General features: G+C 68.1%; 13 protein-coding genes and 1 tRNA gene. 8 read left to right on the plus strand and 6 right to left on the minus strand.

All coding sequences use genetic code 11. From position 1 onward, the window contains the following. Positions 1-891: 891 nt before the first annotated feature. A complete protein-coding gene (locus ABGB18_RS27005; protein WP_347698401.1) occupies positions 892-1,266 on the minus strand; it encodes a hypothetical protein in 375 nt (124 codons plus the stop codon). A gap of 109 nt (positions 1,267-1,375) precedes the next feature. On the opposite strand from ABGB18_RS27005, the gene ABGB18_RS27010 reads away from it, so the two are divergent. Continuing rightward, positions 1,376-2,206, plus strand: coding sequence for a sigma-70 family RNA polymerase sigma factor (locus ABGB18_RS27010; RefSeq protein ID WP_347698617.1), 831 nt, complete (start codon positions 1,376-1,378; stop codon positions 2,204-2,206). Positions 2,207-2,358: 152 nt separating this feature from the next. Beyond that, entirely contained in the window at positions 2,359-4,290 is a 1,932-nt protein-coding gene (locus ABGB18_RS27015) for an ABC-F family ATP-binding cassette domain-containing protein (protein WP_347698402.1), read from the plus strand. 188 nt (positions 4,291-4,478) lie between these two features. Here ABGB18_RS27015 and ABGB18_RS27020 read toward each other — a convergent pair whose 3' ends face one another. Continuing rightward, complete coding sequence (locus ABGB18_RS27020) at positions 4,479-4,985, minus strand: MarR family transcriptional regulator (protein WP_347698403.1); 507 nt, start codon at positions 4,983-4,985, stop codon at positions 4,479-4,481. A gap of 57 nt (positions 4,986-5,042) precedes the next feature. Here ABGB18_RS27020 and ABGB18_RS27025 point away from each other — a divergent pair, with 57 nt between their 5' ends. From ABGB18_RS27025 to ABGB18_RS27040, 4 genes are all read left to right on the plus strand, one after another. Beyond that, the gene (locus ABGB18_RS27025; RefSeq protein WP_347698404.1) at positions 5,043-5,828 is read left to right on the plus strand and encodes a trans-aconitate 2-methyltransferase; all 786 of its coding nucleotides are present in this window, start codon (positions 5,043-5,045) and stop codon (positions 5,826-5,828) included. Between the two features lie 91 nt (positions 5,829-5,919). After that, the gene (locus tag ABGB18_RS27030) at positions 5,920-6,270 is read left to right on the plus strand and encodes a glyoxalase (RefSeq protein ID WP_347698405.1); all 351 of its coding nucleotides are present in this window, start codon (positions 5,920-5,922) and stop codon (positions 6,268-6,270) included. A 49-nt stretch (positions 6,271-6,319) separates the two neighbouring features. Beyond that, the gene (locus tag ABGB18_RS27035) at positions 6,320-7,801 is read left to right on the plus strand and encodes a CYTH and CHAD domain-containing protein (RefSeq protein WP_347698406.1); all 1,482 of its coding nucleotides are present in this window, start codon (positions 6,320-6,322) and stop codon (positions 7,799-7,801) included. After that, entirely contained in the window at positions 7,798-8,970 is a 1,173-nt protein-coding gene (locus ABGB18_RS27040) for a cytochrome P450 (RefSeq protein WP_347698407.1), read from the plus strand. Before ABGB18_RS27035 ends, ABGB18_RS27040 begins: the two co-directional genes overlap by 4 nt. A gap of 84 nt (positions 8,971-9,054) precedes the next feature. On the opposite strand, the gene ABGB18_RS27045 is transcribed toward ABGB18_RS27040, so the two are convergent. The 4 genes from ABGB18_RS27045 to ABGB18_RS27060 form a co-directional block, all read right to left on the minus strand. Continuing rightward, positions 9,055-9,885 carry an NUDIX hydrolase gene (locus tag ABGB18_RS27045; RefSeq protein WP_347698408.1) on the minus strand — a complete coding sequence of 277 codons (831 nt, stop codon included), beginning with the start codon at positions 9,883-9,885 and terminating at the stop codon, positions 9,055-9,057. Then, entirely contained in the window at positions 9,878-11,938 is a 2,061-nt protein-coding gene (locus ABGB18_RS27050) for an RNA degradosome polyphosphate kinase (RefSeq protein WP_347698409.1), read from the minus strand. Before ABGB18_RS27050 ends, ABGB18_RS27045 begins: the two co-directional genes overlap by 8 nt. 115 nt (positions 11,939-12,053) lie before the next feature. Beyond that, positions 12,054-12,953, minus strand: a complete 900-nt coding sequence (locus tag ABGB18_RS27055; RefSeq protein WP_347698410.1) for a TetR/AcrR family transcriptional regulator — start codon at positions 12,951-12,953, stop codon at positions 12,054-12,056. Positions 12,954-13,032: 79 nt separating this feature from the next. Next, complete coding sequence (locus ABGB18_RS27060) at positions 13,033-13,971, minus strand: acyl-CoA desaturase (RefSeq protein ID WP_347698411.1); 939 nt, start codon at positions 13,969-13,971, stop codon at positions 13,033-13,035. Between the two features lie 301 nt (positions 13,972-14,272). Between ABGB18_RS27060 and ABGB18_RS27065 the strand changes: the two genes are divergently transcribed. Both ABGB18_RS27065 and glmU read left to right on the plus strand, forming a co-directional pair. After that, positions 14,273-14,344 (plus strand) — tRNA-Gln (locus tag ABGB18_RS27065). Between the two features lie 125 nt (positions 14,345-14,469). Next, positions 14,470-15,921, plus strand: coding sequence for a bifunctional UDP-N-acetylglucosamine diphosphorylase/glucosamine-1-phosphate N-acetyltransferase GlmU (glmU, locus tag ABGB18_RS27070; protein WP_347698412.1), 1,452 nt, complete (start codon positions 14,470-14,472; stop codon positions 15,919-15,921). Positions 15,922-15,948: the final 27 nt, after the last annotated feature.

Genomic DNA, 15,948 nt, shown 5'->3' on the forward strand with positions numbered 1-15,948 from the left:
GCACGCCGACACCCAGAATGAGACGAATGAGACGAATGATGCTAAAGTGAATATTGAGGCGATTACCGCTTAAGAATTCGCCGGATTACGAGTGGTCTTCTCATACACCACGATCATGGACGCGGCCTCGCCGGGCCTGGCCGCCGTTGCCGAGGGAGACGCAGGTAGGCCACGGCCACGGCTATGTGGAGCGCGACCGCTTATCCAGACTCAGGGGGTTTACCTGGGGTTTTACGGCTACGCTGCCCCGTGTTGGCCCGTATGGCCCGTGAGCGGCCCCTCGCTGGCGGTTTCGCTGGTCAGCGCCTCATCTGTGGTCGTTTCGGCGGAGAGGCAGCCTCCGTCAGGGAACGATGCCAAGCGCTCAAGGAGAAGCATCCGTACTGTCTTGCTCACACCCCACTTCCCTTCACCCCTGAACCGACGCGCGAAAGACCGCCCTCGGTAGGTGTAGGCGGTGTTCGCTCCGCTGCGGCACCAACGTGCTCCGGGAGCTGAGCACGTGGCGGCGCGGAGCCTTCCGAGGCTTGCGCTCCGTGGTGCGCGCGCAGCGCAGCAGCACCGTACAGCCGCCTGTATCGCTCCTGGTACAAGCCCTCGATCCGCCGGGCAGCCGTCTCCATCGCCGAACACGGACAAACGGTGTAATCCCATCTCCCCGTACCGCTTGCATCGTTCAGGCACCAACGGAAACGCCAGCCGTCGCAACTCCACTCGCACCACACGGTCAAGCCCACCGACCAGATCCCCACCAGCGCGATCCCATGAGCTTCGAAGATCTGCGAGTCGATCCCACGGCCACGCAGAGCCGCCGCCAACTCCCGCGCCAGACGTCCCGCCGGACTCTCGTACGCACTGGCCGTCATCGCCGTTCCCTCCCCTGATCGGCGCTCAGCGGGGCAGCAGAGCCGACACCATGCGTTCGCCTGCCTGCGTGAGGCGGGTCTCCCAGCATCCGTTGGTCAGCGAGTCCACGACCCACAGACCCCTGCCCGTCGTCTCATACGGGCCAGGCGAGCGGGGCATCGGGACCGCCGCCGATAGGCCAGGGTCTACGACGGTCAACCGCCAGTAGCGGCGCTCTCGCTCTTCCACCGGCCGCAGGCTCATCCGCACCCACGCGCCACCACCGTGAAGCACAGCGTTCGTCACCAGTTCCGACCCGATCGTCTGAAGGTCCTCAAGCGCCGGATGACCGCCCACCCACGCCCGCAGTTCCCGACGAGCCAGCCCAGGCAACAGGGCACGGTCGTCGATCTCGCTCATCAGCCAGACCTTGATCCCTGCGTACGGGAGATCTTTCGCGGCTACTCGCATGGTCACCTCCGAACCTTGGGCGTACACCACCCCCTGATGCTGTACGCGCCCGATCGCACTGGCCTACCGAATTCTCGGCAACAGCGCCGAAGCGGAAGATGCAGTCCAGGACGCTTGGGTCCGTCTCAGCCGCCCCGGCGCAACAGATACGACTGCTGTCACCAACCTCGACGGGTGGATGACCACGGTGGTTTCGCGCACATGCCTCAACAGGCTCAGAGCCCGCGCGGCGCGCCCCGAAGAGCCGACAGATGCAACCGGCCCCGACCTCGTCGTGAGACCGGACGATGCCCTGGGCCCAGAGGACCAAGCTCTTCTCGCTGAGCAGGTCAGTCTGGCGCTCCACATCGTTCTCGAGAGCCTGACACCACCTGAGCGCCTCGCGTTCGTGCTCCACGACTCGTTCGGGATTCCGTTCGGCGAGATCGCCACCATGCTGGACAAGTCAGTCGAAGCGACTCGCAAGCTCGCCAGCCGGGCCCGCAGACGGGTGCACGCAATCGATCCGACCGAGATTGAGACCGACCCATTCAGCCAGCGCAGCGTGGTCGACGCGTTCTTCGCAGCATCCCGCGATGGAGATCTCGGCACCCTCCTTGATCTGCTGCACCCAGAGATCACGTTCCACGCCGATGGCGGGACCACCAGACCTGCCGCGACTGCCACGATCCGCGGCCGAGAGAACGTGACGAGGCGTGCAGCGGCCTTCGCCATCCCCGATGCCACGTTCCAGCCGATCACGGTGAATGCCAGTGCAGCCGTCATCGTGCGCACTGACCACCAGCCCGTCTCGATCATGGCCTTCGTCGTCTCACACGGCCGAATCGTTCAGATCTATTCACTCCTCGATAGGCCCCGCATTGAGCAGCTCACCAACAACCTCGGGTAGAGCCAGCGGTCAAGCACCAGCCTCGTTCTCAGGGCACCCGCTGCTCAGTGCCACAACCAATGTCCCGGGTCAGTACACCTAGCGCGCCGCCGCACAGACCGCTGCCGCGGACGGAACGCGATGAGGTGGGGAGCCGATACCCTGGGAAGGCCATGAATCTGGTCAACCTTGAGTCGGTTTCTCATGCTTACGGACCCAAACCGCTTCTCCACGATGTCTCCCTAGGCGTTGAAGCAGGGGAGCGCATCGGCGTCGTCGGACGTAACGGGGGCGGAAAGACGACCCTGATGTCCGTCGTCGCAGGAGACCTGCGGCCGGACAGCGGTCGGGTCACCCACAATCGCGGGCTGCGGGTCGGGTTCCTGTCGCAGCACGACGCACTCGATCCGGGCGCCACAGTCCGCGAGATCGTCCTTGGCGAGCTGGCGGAGCACGAATGGGCCGGGGACCAGGGAGTTCGCGAGATCCTGACGAACCTCATCGGGGACCTCGACCTCGACGGCAAGGCCGCCGACCTCTCCGGCGGCGAGCGCAGGCGTACGGCGCTGGCTCACCTGCTCATCGGCGACCACGACCTGATCATGCTGGACGAGCCGACGAACCACCTCGACATCGAGGCCATCGCCTGGCTGGCCGGCCATCTGTCCGGCAGGAAGAGCGCCCTGCTGGTCGTGACCCACGACCGGTGGTTTCTCGATGCCGTGTCCACCCGCACGTGGGAGGTCGTGGACGGGCGGGTCGAGCGTTACGAGGGGGGATACGCCGCCTACGTGCTCGCCAAGGCGGAGCGGGCGCGGATCGCCCAGGCCGCGGAAGAGCGTCGCCAAAACCTCATGCGCAAGGAGATCGCCTGGCTGCGCCGCGGCCCGCCCGCCCGCACGTCCAAGCCCAAGTTCCGCATCGAGGCCGCCCAGGCCCTGATCGCCAACGAGCCCCCGCCCCGCGAGTCCGTCGAGTTGATGCGGTTCGCCGCGGCCCGGCTCGGCAAGACCGTCTACGACCTCGAAGATGTCACCCTGCACGCCGGCGGGCCGGGCAACGGGCCGCTGGTGCTCGACCGTCTCACCTGGCAGTTCGGGCCGGGTGACCGGATCGGGCTGATCGGGGTGAACGGCTCGGGCAAGTCGTCGGTGCTGCGCCTGCTCGCCGACACGGTCGCGCCCGACTCCGGGCGCGTGATCAGGGGCAGGACAGTACGCCTCGCGCACCTGTCACAGGAGCTGGACGAGCTCGACCCGGCGCGCCGGGTGCTGGAGTCGGTCGAGGAAGTACGCAAGTACCTCCAGGTCGGCAAGCGGGAGTGGACCGCCTCCCAACTGCTCGAACGCCTGGGCTTCAAGGGCGAGGCCCAGTGGAAGGTCATCGGCGACCTGTCCGGCGGTGAGCGGCGGCGGCTGCAGTTGCTCAGGCTGCTCATGGACGACCCCAACGTCCTGCTGCTCGACGAGCCCACCAACGACCTCGACATCGAGACGCTGAACGAGCTCGAGGACCTGCTGGACGCCTGGCCGGGCACGCTGATCCTGGTCAGCCACGACCGCTACTTCCTGGAGCGGGTGACCGACCGTTGCGTGGCCCTGCTGGGCGACGGCAAGTTGTCGATGCTGCCCGGTGGCGTGGACGAATACCTCGAACGACGCGCCGCGGGCACCGCCCTGACCGCCCGCCTCGGCACGAACTCCCGCACCGGAGCCACCACCACCCGCGGCGCCGGCGCGCCCGCCGACACCGCCTCGGGTCACCTGGCGAGCACGACCTCCGGCGGCCCGGGGAATGCCACATCAGCCCAGGCCCCAGGCCAGGCGGGCCCGGGCGGCGGTCACGACCCGGCAGCCCAAGGACTTCCAGCGAAACCTGGGTTGTCGGCCAAGGAGGAACGCGAACTCCGCAAGGAGCTCAACCGCCTCGAACGCCAACTGGACAAGCTGACGGCCCAGGAGAACCACCTCCACACCGCCATGGCCGAAGCCGCGAGCGATTACGCCAAGCTGGGCACCCTCGACGCCCAGCTACGCGAGATCACCGCCCAGAAGGACGAGATCGAGTCCGAATGGCTGGACGTGGCCGACCGCCTGGGCGACTAACGGCAACCAAGCGGCCGCGCGGCAAGGGTCCGCTCGCGAGGCCGCCACTTCACCGAAGAACACGGTCAACTATGCGCTCGTAACGGCGAGCCCCCCGTGAGCCAAGATGACCGGCGCTGGACAGACGATCACCAACGTCGGCGAGTCCGGTCAACTTGGCCCGCGTAAAAAATCACTGACCAGATCGGTTACAGCGGAGAGTCGAACGGGGCGAGCAAGGTGCGCAGGAGAGAGGACAGAGATCGCTGGCCTTCGGGCCCGAGCCCGGACAGCAGGTCGCGTTCGCGTCGCAACAGGTCGGCGAAGGCGGCGTCCACCCGCGCCAGCCCTGTGTCCGTCAGTGACACCAACACCCCCCGTCGGTCGTCGGGATCCGGCCGCCGCCGCACCAGCCCCGCCTGGGCGAGGCGGTCGATCCGGTTGGTCATGGTCCCGGACGTGACCAGCGTGGCCCGCAGCAGCGCCCCCGGGCTCAGCTCGTAAGGCTTGCCGGCCCGTCGCAGCGCCGTGAGCACGTCGAACTCCCATGGCTCCAGATCGTGCTCGGCGAATGCCGCCCGCCTGGCGCGGTCGAGATGCCTGGCCAGCCGTGACACTCTGGAGAGCACTTGGAGCGGCTCGACGTCGAGGTCGGGGCGCTCCGCTCGCCAAGCCGCGACGAGGAGATCGACCTCGTCTCTAGCATCCTCCGTCATGACACAAGAGTGTACTGTCTTGACATCGAGATATCTCTCTCGATATCAATTATCTCTATGTCGAGAGATATTTGGGACCCCACGACCTACGCGGTGTACTCGGACGAGCGGTCGCGGCCGTTCGTCGACCTGATGTCCAGGGTGGGCGCACTTGAGCCCGACTACGTGGTGGACGCGGGCTGCGGCAGCGGCGAGCTCACCGTGCAACTCGCCGCGCGCTGGCCCGGCGCGACCGTTGAGGGCTTCGACTCCTCGCCCGCCATGATCGCCGAGGCGCGCAAGCTCGAGTCGAAGGCCAGGTTCGCCGTCGCCGACGTGACCACCTGGCGCCCCGACCGGGCGCTGGACGTGATCGTCTCCAACGCCGTCCTGCAGTGGGTGCCCGAGCACCGCGACGTGCTGGAGCACTGGGTCGAGGAGCTGGCGCCGGGCGGCTGGCTGGCCTTCCAGGTGCCGGGCAACTTCGACGCCCCCAGCCACCGGGCCATCCGCGAGCTGTGCTCCTCCCCGACCTGGTCCGACCGGCTCGGCGGCGTCGTGCGGGACGATCCGGTCAGCGACCCCGTCGACTATCTCGACCTGCTCACCGGCGGCGGCTGCCAGGTGGACACGTGGGAGACGACCTACGTGCACGTGCTCCAGGGCGACAACCCGGTGCTCGGCTGGGTCTCCGGCACCGCCCTGCGCCCGATCCTGGACCGGCTCGACCCGGGCGACCAGCAGCGCTTCAGGCAGGAACTGTCCGGCCTGCTCGCCGAGTCGTACCCGGCCAGGAGCTATGGCACCCCGTTCCCGTTCCGGCGGATCTTCGTGGTGGCACAGAAAGCGGTGGCACAGAAATAGGGCCGCCGCGCAGACAGGCGGGCAGGCAAATAGGCGGACAGGTGGCCGTTGGCCGGCGGAATTGGGCCGGCGGAATTGGGGTCGTAAAGGCATGATCAAGGCGCTGCACCACGTCCAGCTCGCCGCGCCCGCGGGCAGCGAGCCGCTGTTGAGGGAGTTCTACGAGGGCGTGCTGGGCCTGCGGGAGGTGCCCAAGCCGCCCGGGCTGGCCGGCCGCGGCGGTGTCTGGTTCCGGGGCGCGAGCGTGGAGATCCACCTTGGCGTCGAGGACGACTTCCGGCCCGCGCGTAAGGCTCACCCGGCGTTTCTGGTTGACGACATCGACGCGTACGCCGCCGAAATCCAGGGCGCCATCCCCGACGACCTACTGCCCGGATACCGGCGCATTTACGTTTCCGACCCCGTGGGCAACAGAATCGAGCTTCTGCAACCAGTGTGGTAAGCACAAGGTAGTGGCATGATTGTCCGAAATCGGACTCTTGTGAGGTGCAGTGGGCATCGAGATCGAGGACAAGTTCGACGTTCCCGCCGAGTACGTGATTCCCGACCTGAGCGGCCTGGCCGACGTCGTAGGGCCGAAGAGCTACCAGCTGGTGGCCCTTTACTACGACACCCCGGATTTGCGGTTGGCGGCTCGCGGTGTCACGCTCCGGCGAAGACGCGGCGGTGCCGATCCCGGCTGGCATCTGAAGTTGCCCAAGGCCAAGGGTGCACGGCAGGAGATCACCCATCCGCTCACTCCCAGCACCAAGGTCGTGCCGTCGGCACTGGCCGAGCTCGTCCGCGCCTACACCAGGGGGGTCGAGCTCCAGCCGGTCGCCGAGCTCGACACCCGCAGGACCGTCACCCTCCTGCTGGACGGCGAGACCAGGCTGGCCGAGATCGCCGACGACCGTGTCAAGGGCACGGCGTTCAAGAAGGACGAGCCCGAGATCGTACGGTGGCGCGAGGTCGAGGCCGAGCTGCTCGAAGGCGGCACGCCGGCGCTGCTGACCAAGGTGGGCAAGCGGCTCAGGAAAGCGGGCGCGACCCCGTCGGAGGCCGCCAGCAAGCTGGCCAGACTCCTCAAACCCGCCCCACCGGCCAAGGCGTCCACCAAGGCGGGCACCGCCGGCGAGGTCGTCGTGAACTACCTCGCGAGCCAGGTCGCCGCCCTCCTCGCACAGGATCCCCGGGTCCGCAGGGCCGAGGACGACGCCGTGCACCAGGCGCGGGTGGCCGCCCGCCGCCTCCGCAGCGCGCTCAAGGCGTTCAAGACCGTGGTGGTGGACACCGAGCAGATCCAGGAGGAGCTGCGGTGGCTCGGCGCGGTGCTCGGCGAGGCCCGCGACCTGGAGGTGACCAGGGCCAGGTTCGCCAAGCTGCTCGCCGGGCTGGCCCCCGAGCTCGTCACGGGCCCCATCCAGAACCGGCTCGGCTCGGACCTGCTCAAACGCGAGGAGGAGGCGTACGGCCGCATCAAGGAGGCGCTCAGCGGCGACCGCTACTACGCCCTCCTGAACGCGCTCGACGACCTCGTCTCCTCCCCGAACCTGGGCAAGGCGGCGGCCAAGCCGGCCCAGGAGCGGCTCAGCGCCATCGCGGCCGCCAACTGGGAGAGGGTGACCAGGACCTACGACAATGCCCAGGCCATCGCAGACCCGGAACGTCGCGAAATAGCCATGCACGACGTGCGCAAGGCGGCCAAACGAGCTCGTTACACCGCCGAAGCGCTCCAACCCACCCTCGGTGCGGACATGGCCAAGCTGGCCAAGCTCGCCGAGGACATCCAGGAAGTACTGGGGACGCACCAGGACGGCGTGGTCGCGCAGGAAACCCTGGCGAAGGAGGCGGAAACCGCCCGCCAGGCCGGCGAGGACACGTTCACGTACGGGCTGCTCATCGGGATCGAACGCAGCGCGGCGGAACGGGCTCACGCCGACTTCCCCAGAGTATGGGCGGAAACAGTCAAGGCAGTGAGGAAGGCGCTATGAGCATTCCGGTCATACCCTTCGAACGCGGCAGCATACTCGACGTCCCCGCGGCATACCGGGAGCTTCGGGTCAAGGAGGGTATCGCACGAGTACGTACTCCCGCGGGCGACGAGGTCTGGCTCGTCAGCGGCTATGAGGACGCGCGCAAGCTGTTCAACGACCCCAGGCTGGGACGTTCCCACCCGGAGCCGGACAAGGCGGCCCGGCTGTCGGGCTCGGCGCTGATCGGCGGCCCCCAGGGCGACGTGGCCACGGAGAAGGCCGAGCACGACCGCATGCGCAAGCTGTTCATGCCGTCCTTCTCGGCCCGCCGGATGAAGGCGCTCAGCGACCACGTCGGATCCCTGGTCGAGGAGCGGCTGGACCATATCGCCAAGCTGGCGCCGCCGGTCGACCTGCACGCGGAGCTGTCCTTCCCGCTGCCCGTACTGGTGATCTGCCAGCTCCTCGGCGTGCCCTTCGAGGACAGGGAGTACTTCAGCGGCGTCTCGGCCCGCATGGGCGACATGCTGGACCTGAAGAAGGGCGAGGCCGCGCGCGAGGAGATGGGCGTGTACGTGGCCGGCCTGATCGAGCGCAAGCGCCGGGAACCGGCCGAGGACGTGCTGTCCGACCTGGCGAACGAGCTGGACGACGACGGCACGATCGCGCAGCTCGCGGGCACGCTGCTGTTCGCCGGGCACGAGACCACGGTCAACCGCATCGACTTCGGCGTGCTGCTCCTGCTGGCCAACCCAGGCCAGCTCGATCTGCTCAGGGCCGACCCGGCGCTGGCCCCCGGCGCGGTCGAGGAGATCCTGCGGGTGGCCTCGCCCAGCCTGCACGGCCTGCCGAGGTACGCCCACGAGGACATCGAGATCGGCGGTCGTACGATCCGCCGGGGTGAGGCCATCGTGATCACTCCGGGCGTGGCCAACCGGGACGAGCGGATCTATCCCGATCCGGACGTGTTCGACATCCGCCGTCCGCAGACGGACCCGCACCTGAGCTTCGGGTACGGCCCGCGCTTCTGCGTCGGCGCCAGCCTGGCCAGGGTGGAGCTGGAGGCCGTGTTCAGCAGGCTGTTCCAGCGCTTCCCGACGCTGCGACTGGCGGTGCCGATCGAGGAGCTGCCGCACAAAGTGGGCAGGATCACCCAGGGCTTCGCCAGTCTGCCCGTCACCTGGTGACCAGGCGCCGGACCGCTCGACCTGACCGGGTGGCGCACCGTCCAGACGCTGACATGGTCAGGCGGCGTGCCACCCGGGACGTGGTCAGGCGAGGTACCGTTCGACGCTGACCACCTGCTCGCCGGTCCTGTGCAGCAGGGCGAACGCGCCCTTGCGCAGGTGCACGTCCTTGCCGCTCAGGGTGCGGATCAGCCCGGGCAGCACCTTGCGGTGGCTGCACACGGCCGCGGGCACGGTCACGTCCCTGACCAGGGCGGGCGTCTTCCGCGGATCCTGGCCCTCCTCGCTGAGCAGCGGCTCGATCCTGATCTCCCCGCCGTACGGTTCCAGCGTCTGCACGCAGCGGGCACCGGGCGAGCTCAACAGCACCTCGGGCCGGTAGGCGGGCAGCGCGGTGGCCAGGGCCGCGGCCTGGGAGCAGCCGTCGGTGTCGAGCGGGCGCGCGGCGTCCTCGCCCGGCCACTCGCTCCTGGAGCCGGCCGACGCGTGCCGTACGAGCACGAGCGGCACCGTCACCAGGGGAGCCGCCCCCAGGGCCCGCAAGAGCCCCACGTCCCACTCGTACGACAGCAGCCGCCTGGCCTCCTCCACCGGCAGCCAGCGCAGCTCGTCCACCTCCTCGTTGGGGGTGAACCCGTCGCCGGAGTGGACCCGGCCGGTCCAGTAGTCGACCCGCTTGAGCCGGCCGGCGCTGATGTAGTGGATGGGTGGCAGGGCGCGGCCGAGCACGACGGTCAGCCCGGTCTCCTCGTGCACCTCGCGCAGCGCGGCGGCGATCACGTGCTCGCCCGACTTCAGCTTGCCCTTGGGAAAGGTCCAGTCGTCGTAGTTCGGTCGGTGGATGACGGCCACTTCGGGGCTGGTCTCTTCGCCCCTCCAGACCACGGCTCCGGCTGCCCGGAGCAGATCAGTCATCAACGGTCCTCCAGCGTCGGGTCCCGACGAGATGGCTCTGCAGGTCCTCGCCCGGGTGGCGGGCCCACGTGCCATCGGAGTTCAGCCACCACGCGTTAGTGGTTTCGGCCATGGCCCGGTCCATCAGGTCGATGAGATAGGCCTTGTGCTGCTGCGACGTCACCTTGACCAGGGCTTCGACGCGGCGGTCCAGGTTTCTGCGCATGAGGTCGGCGCTGCCGACCCAGATTTCGGGGCGCCGTCCCAGGCCGAACTCGTAGACCCGGGAGTGCTCCAGGAACCTGCCGAGAATCGACCTTACGCGGATATTTTCGGACAAATCCGGGATGCCGGGGCGGAGGATGCAGACGCCGCGCACCCACACGTCCACCGGTACTCCGGCCCTGGACGCCCGGTAGAGGGCGTCGATGATCGGCTCGTCCACCAGCGAGTTGGTCTTGATCCTGATCCTGGCGGGCCGGCCGGCCTGCTGGTGGGCGATTTCGCGTTCGATCCTGGCCAGCAGCCCGCTGCGCATGCTGTGCGGAGCGACCAGGAGCCGGCGGTAGGCGGAGTGGTTGGAGTAGCCGGTCAGGTGGATGAACAGGTCGGTGACGTCCTCGCCGACCAGCGGGTCCGCCGTGAGCAGGCCGAAGTCCTCGTACTGCCGGGCGGTCTTGGGGTTGTAGTTGCCGGTGCCGATGTGGCAGTAGCGGCGCAGCTCGCCCGAGGGCTCCTGGCGGACCACGAGGGCGAGCTTGCAGTGCGTCTTCAGCCCGACCACGCCGTAGACGACGTGGCAGCCGGCCTTCTCCAGCTTGCGGGCCCAGGAGATGTTGGCGTGCTCGTCGAAGCGGGCCTTGATCTCCACGACCACCACGACCTGTTTGCCCGCCTCGGCCGCGTCGATCAGCGCGTCCACGATGGGGGACTCGCCGCTGGTCCGGTAGAGGGTCTGCTTGATCGCCAGGACTCGGGGATCGTTGGCGGCCACCTCGATGAAGTGCTGCACGCTGGTGGCGAACGAGTCGTACGGGTGGTGCAGCAGCACGTCGCGCTCGCGCAGCGTCGAGAAGATGTCGTCCTCGGCGTTGATCACCTCGGCGGGCACGAAGGGCCGGTAGCTGAGCTCGCCCCGGTCGAGGTCGGCGATGGCGTGCAGGCCCGACAGGTCGAGCGGCCCGGGCAGCCGGTAGATCTCGTGCGGCGCCAGCTCCAGCTCCTCCACCAGCGGTGCCAGCACCTCGGGGGTGATCGTGTCCTCGACCTCCAGCCGCACCGGGGGGCCGAACCGCCTTTTGAGCAGTTCCTTCTCCAGCGCCTGCATGAGGTTCTCGGTGACGTCCTCGTCGACGTCGAGGTCTTCGTTCCTGGTGACGCGGAAGGCGTGGTGCTGGAGGATCTCCATACCCTTGAAAAGCTGCCCCAAATGCGCCGCAATAACATCCTCAAGCGGGACAAATCTGTCCTTGGACGCCGGTACAAATCTGGGCAACTGCGACGGAACCTTAACCCGCGCGAAAACGGTATGTTCGGTGGCGGGATTTCTCACCAAAACAGCCAAATTCAGGCTGAGGCCCGAAATATAGGGAAAAGGATGGGCAGGGTCCACGGCCAGCGGCGTCAGCACCGGCCTGATCCGCTCCCTGAACAGCTTGCGCAGCTCCGTACGCTCTTCGCGGCCCAGACCGTCCCACCGGACGATCTCGATGCCCTCGGCGGCCAGTTGCGGGCAGATCTGCTCATGGAAGGCCGCCGCGTGCCGCCTGGCCAGCTCATCGGCGATCGTCGCGATTCGGGCGAGCTCCTCGCGCGGCTTCAGCCCGCTCTTGGTCCTCAGCAGCAGGCCCGTCGCCATGCGCCGTTTGAGGCCGGCGACCCGGACGCGGAAGAACTCGTCGAGGTTGCTGGCGAAGATCGCCAGGAAGCGGACCCGCTCCAGCAGCGGGAGCGAGGGGTCCTCGGCCAGTTCCAGCACCCGCTCGTTGAACTGGAGCCAGGTCTCTTCGCGGTTGAGGAACCGCTCCTGCGGGAGGGGCAGGTCGTTGACGGGGTGGAATGGTTCCGCGGACATATGGCGTATATTGCCCCGTTTGGTTGAACAGAACGTTAACGTAGTCGCAACGACTCACTCTGCCTGGGCTCAAAAGCCCGGCACTTCAGGGTATACGGCTCCCTCGCGGGGGAACTCACTCCGGGGCTTCGGACCGCCGGACGGGTGCCACTCCGGGCGGGTCCGTCTGTTCGAGGCGGGCGGCGCGCTCGGCCAGCCGGGCCTCCCTCTGGCGGATCTTCTCCTCGCGCTCGCGGGCCTTCTCGGCCTCCTTGAGCAGTCGCTCGCGCTCCTTCAGGTCGCGCACCCGGGCCTTCTCCGCCTCCTTCATCTCCTTCTGGCGGACCTTCTCGGCCTCCTTCATCTCCTTCTCCCTGGCCTTCTCCAGCTCGCGCAGCCCCTTGTCGCCGGCGCGCGGCTTGGCGGGGGAGGTGGGCTCGCGGGCGGTGGCGGTGATCGACGGGCTCGGGTTGAGCCCGGTCAGACCGTTCCAGGCGAGGTTGACCAGGTGGGCGGCGACCTCCTCGCGGCCGGGCTTGCGCACTTCGAGCCACCACTGCCCGGTCAGCGCGACCATGCCGACCAGCATCTGGGCGTACATCGGGGCGAGCTTGGGATCGTAGCCGCGGGCCGCGAACTCGTCTGCCAGCACGTTCTCGACCTGGCTCGCGATCTCGCTGATCAGGCTCGCGAAGGTGCCCGTGCCGGAGGCGGCGTGCGAGTCGCGCACCATGATGCGGAAGCCCTCGCTGTGCTCCTCGATGTACTGCAGCAGGGCCAGCGCGGCGCGCTCCAGCTTGGCCAGTGAGTGGCTGGCGGACAGGGCCTCGGTGATCATGCCGAGCAGCTTCTGCATCTCGCGATCGACCACGACCGCGTAGATCCCTTCCTTGCCACCGAAATGTTCGTACACCACGGGTTTCGACACCTGTGCGGTAGCCGCGATTTCCTCGACAGAGGTCCCGTCGAACCCCTTCTCCGCGAAGAGGGTGCGGCTGATGCGGATCAGCTGCTCTCTGCGCTCGCTACCGGACATACGCCTGCGATATCGGGGTTCGGTCACGGTCTCCATAATGACGGCCACGCCTTGGCGGCCGCTCATCGGCTGTTTGACGTCAGGCAATGCGCTTCGCCGCCAGCCGCTCGGGTGTCGGCCAGCGAACGTCGTGGACCCAGCCGAGTTTCTCGAATATGCGGATAAGGCCGGCGCTCAGGTCGATCTGGCCCTTGAGCGCGCCGTGCCTGGCGCAGGTCGGGTCGGAATGGTGCAGATTGTGCCAGGACTCGCCGAAGGAGGGGATGGCCAGCCACGCCACGTTGCGGGACTTGTCGCGCACCTCGAAGGACTCTTCGCCGAAGACGTGGCAGATCGAGTTGATCGACCAGGTCACGTGGTGCAGCAGCCCGATGCGTACGAGCGAGCCCCAGAACAGCGCGGTCAGCCCGCCCTGCCAGGACCAGGTGAGCAGCAGGCCCAGCACACCGGGGAGCGCGACCGAGGCGATGGCCAGCGGGCCGAACCACCTGTGCAGCTTCTGGACGTCCGGGTCCTTGCAGAGGTCGGGGGCGTACTTCTCCCTGTTGGTCCGCTCGCTCTCGAACAGCCAGCCCATGTGGGCGTAGAGCAGGCCCTTGGACAGCGACTTGAAGCCGGGGCCGAACCGCCACGGCGAGTGCGGGTCGCCCTCCTTGTCGGAGAACTTGTGGTGCTTGCGGTGCGTGGCCACCCAGTCGAGCACCGACATCTCCAGCGACAGGGTGCCGGCGATGCCCAGGGCGATCTTCAGCGGCCGCTTGGCCTTGAACGACCCGTGCGTGAAGTAGCGGTGCAGCCCGACGGTGACGCCCAGGCCGGAGACCATGTAGAAGACGAAGGCGATCGCGATGTCCGTCCAGCCGAGACCCCATCCCCAGGCCAGGGGCACCGCTGCCGCGATGGCCACCAGGGGCAGCCCGACGACGATTCCGAAGGTCACGAGCTCTGTTCGGGTCTTGGGCTCGGGTTCGAATTCGGGCTTCGGGGTAGGTGCGGAGCGCTCGGCGAGAACGGTCATGGGCTACCTCCAACAGCATCTATGAGGACTTATGTCCGGTCTACGCAACCGTAACCTACGCCAGCGTAAGTAAGGAAGCCCTAAGCCGTGAATGTGCGGAAGGTGACGTACTGGCGCGCAAGGTGGGTGGGGTTCGTGGCTTGCGCCTTTTCGGATGGTCTGTTATACGGGGACGGCTCGCCGAACAGGCCCGTCGCCAGGGAAGTTCGGTCCCGCGCGGGGGCAACGTGTAATTACGGGCGCGCGGGCGGGTGCGGGCTCGGTATCGTAGGAGTGCATCGGACGCCCTGTGTCCGATCTATCCCGGATCGTCTAATCGGCAGGACAAGTGGTTTTGGTCCACTTTGTAGGGGTTCGAGTCCTCTTCCGGGAGCTCTGAGGTGCTCCCCGGCGAGAATGTTCCGGGGGAGGCCAGGTATCCTCACGGTGTCGGGAGGGTAGCGGTGCGGTAGCCGTACCAATAGCCCTGATCCGTCCAGTCACAGGGAGCCTCAGTCCGTGAGTGTGCCGCGCCCGGCAGCCGTCATCGTCCTCGCCGCCGGCGAGGGCACCCGGATGAAGAGCCAGACCCCGAAAGTCCTGCACGAGCTATGTGGCCGCGCGTTGGTCGACCACATGCTCTCGGCCGCCCGCGACCTCGGTCCCGAGCGGCTCATCGTCGTCATCGGCCACGCGCTGGAGCGGGTCGGCGGCCACCTGGCCGCCACCAGCCCCGACGCCCGCCCCGTCGTCCAGCGTGAGCAGCGTGGCACCGGCCACGCCGTGCGCACGGTGCTCGAGGAGGTCGGCACGATCACCGGCACGGTGCTCGTCACCTACGCGGACGTGCCGCTGCTGCGCACCCAGACCCTCGCTCACCTGCTCGAACGGCACGCCACCGAGGGCAACGCGGTCACCGTGCTCACGGCCGAGGTGCCCGACCCGACCGGCTACGGCCGGATCGTGCGGGACGGGGTCGGCGCGGTGCTGGAGATCGTCGAGGAGAAGGACGCCAGCCCCGAACAGCGCGCCATCAGGGAGATGAACTCCGGCATCTACGCCTTCGACGGCCTGCTGCTGGCCGACGCCGTCAAGCGCGTGTCCACCGACAACGCCCAGGGTGAGGAATACCTCACCGACGTGCTGGCCATCCTGCGCGGTGACGGCCACCGGGTCGGCGCCTGCGTGGCCGCCGACTTCGTCGAGGTCGAGGGCGTCAACGACCGCGTGCAACTGGCCGCCGCCCGCAAGGTGCTCAACGGCCGCCTGCTCGAAGCCCACATGCGCGCCGGGGTCACGATCGTCGACCCGGCCAGCACCTGGATCGACGTCGGGGTACGGATCGCCGCCGACGCGGTCATCCACCCCGGCACCCAGCTCCACGGCGACACCGTCATCGAGACCGGTGCCGAGGTCGGCCCCGCCACGACGCTGACCGACACGCGCGTCGGCGAGGGCGCGATCGTCCGCAACGCCGTCTGCGACAGCGCCCAGATCGGCCCCGAGGCCAATGTCGGCCCCTACGCCTACCTCCGCCCCGGCACCGTGCTCGGCCGCAAGTCCAAGGCCGGCACGTTCGTCGAGATGAAGAACGCCCAGGTCGGTGAGCGCTCCAAGGTGCCGCACCTGACCTACGCGGGTGACGCCACGATCGGCGACGACGCCAACATCGGCGCCTCCACCGTCTTCGTCAACTACGACGGAGTCGACAAGAACCACACGACCGTGGGAGACGGCGCGTTCGTCGGCTGCGACACCATGCTCGTCGCCCCGGTGACCGTCAACGACGGCGCCTACACGGCGGCCGGCTCGGTGATCGTCGACGACGTTCCGCCGGGCGCGATCGGAGTGGCGCGGGCACGGCAGCGCAACATCGAGAAATGGGTCTTGCGCAGGCGCGCGGGGACGAAGTCGGCAGCGGCCGCCGAACGGGCGCTGGCCGAGCGAGCACAGCAGGAGAAGGAATCATGACCGAGCTCGTCGAGGTCATCAACAAGC

The sequence above is a fragment of the Nonomuraea sp. B12E4 genome, from assembly GCF_039871825.1.
GTDB lineage: Bacteria > Actinomycetota > Actinomycetes > Streptosporangiales > Streptosporangiaceae > Nonomuraea.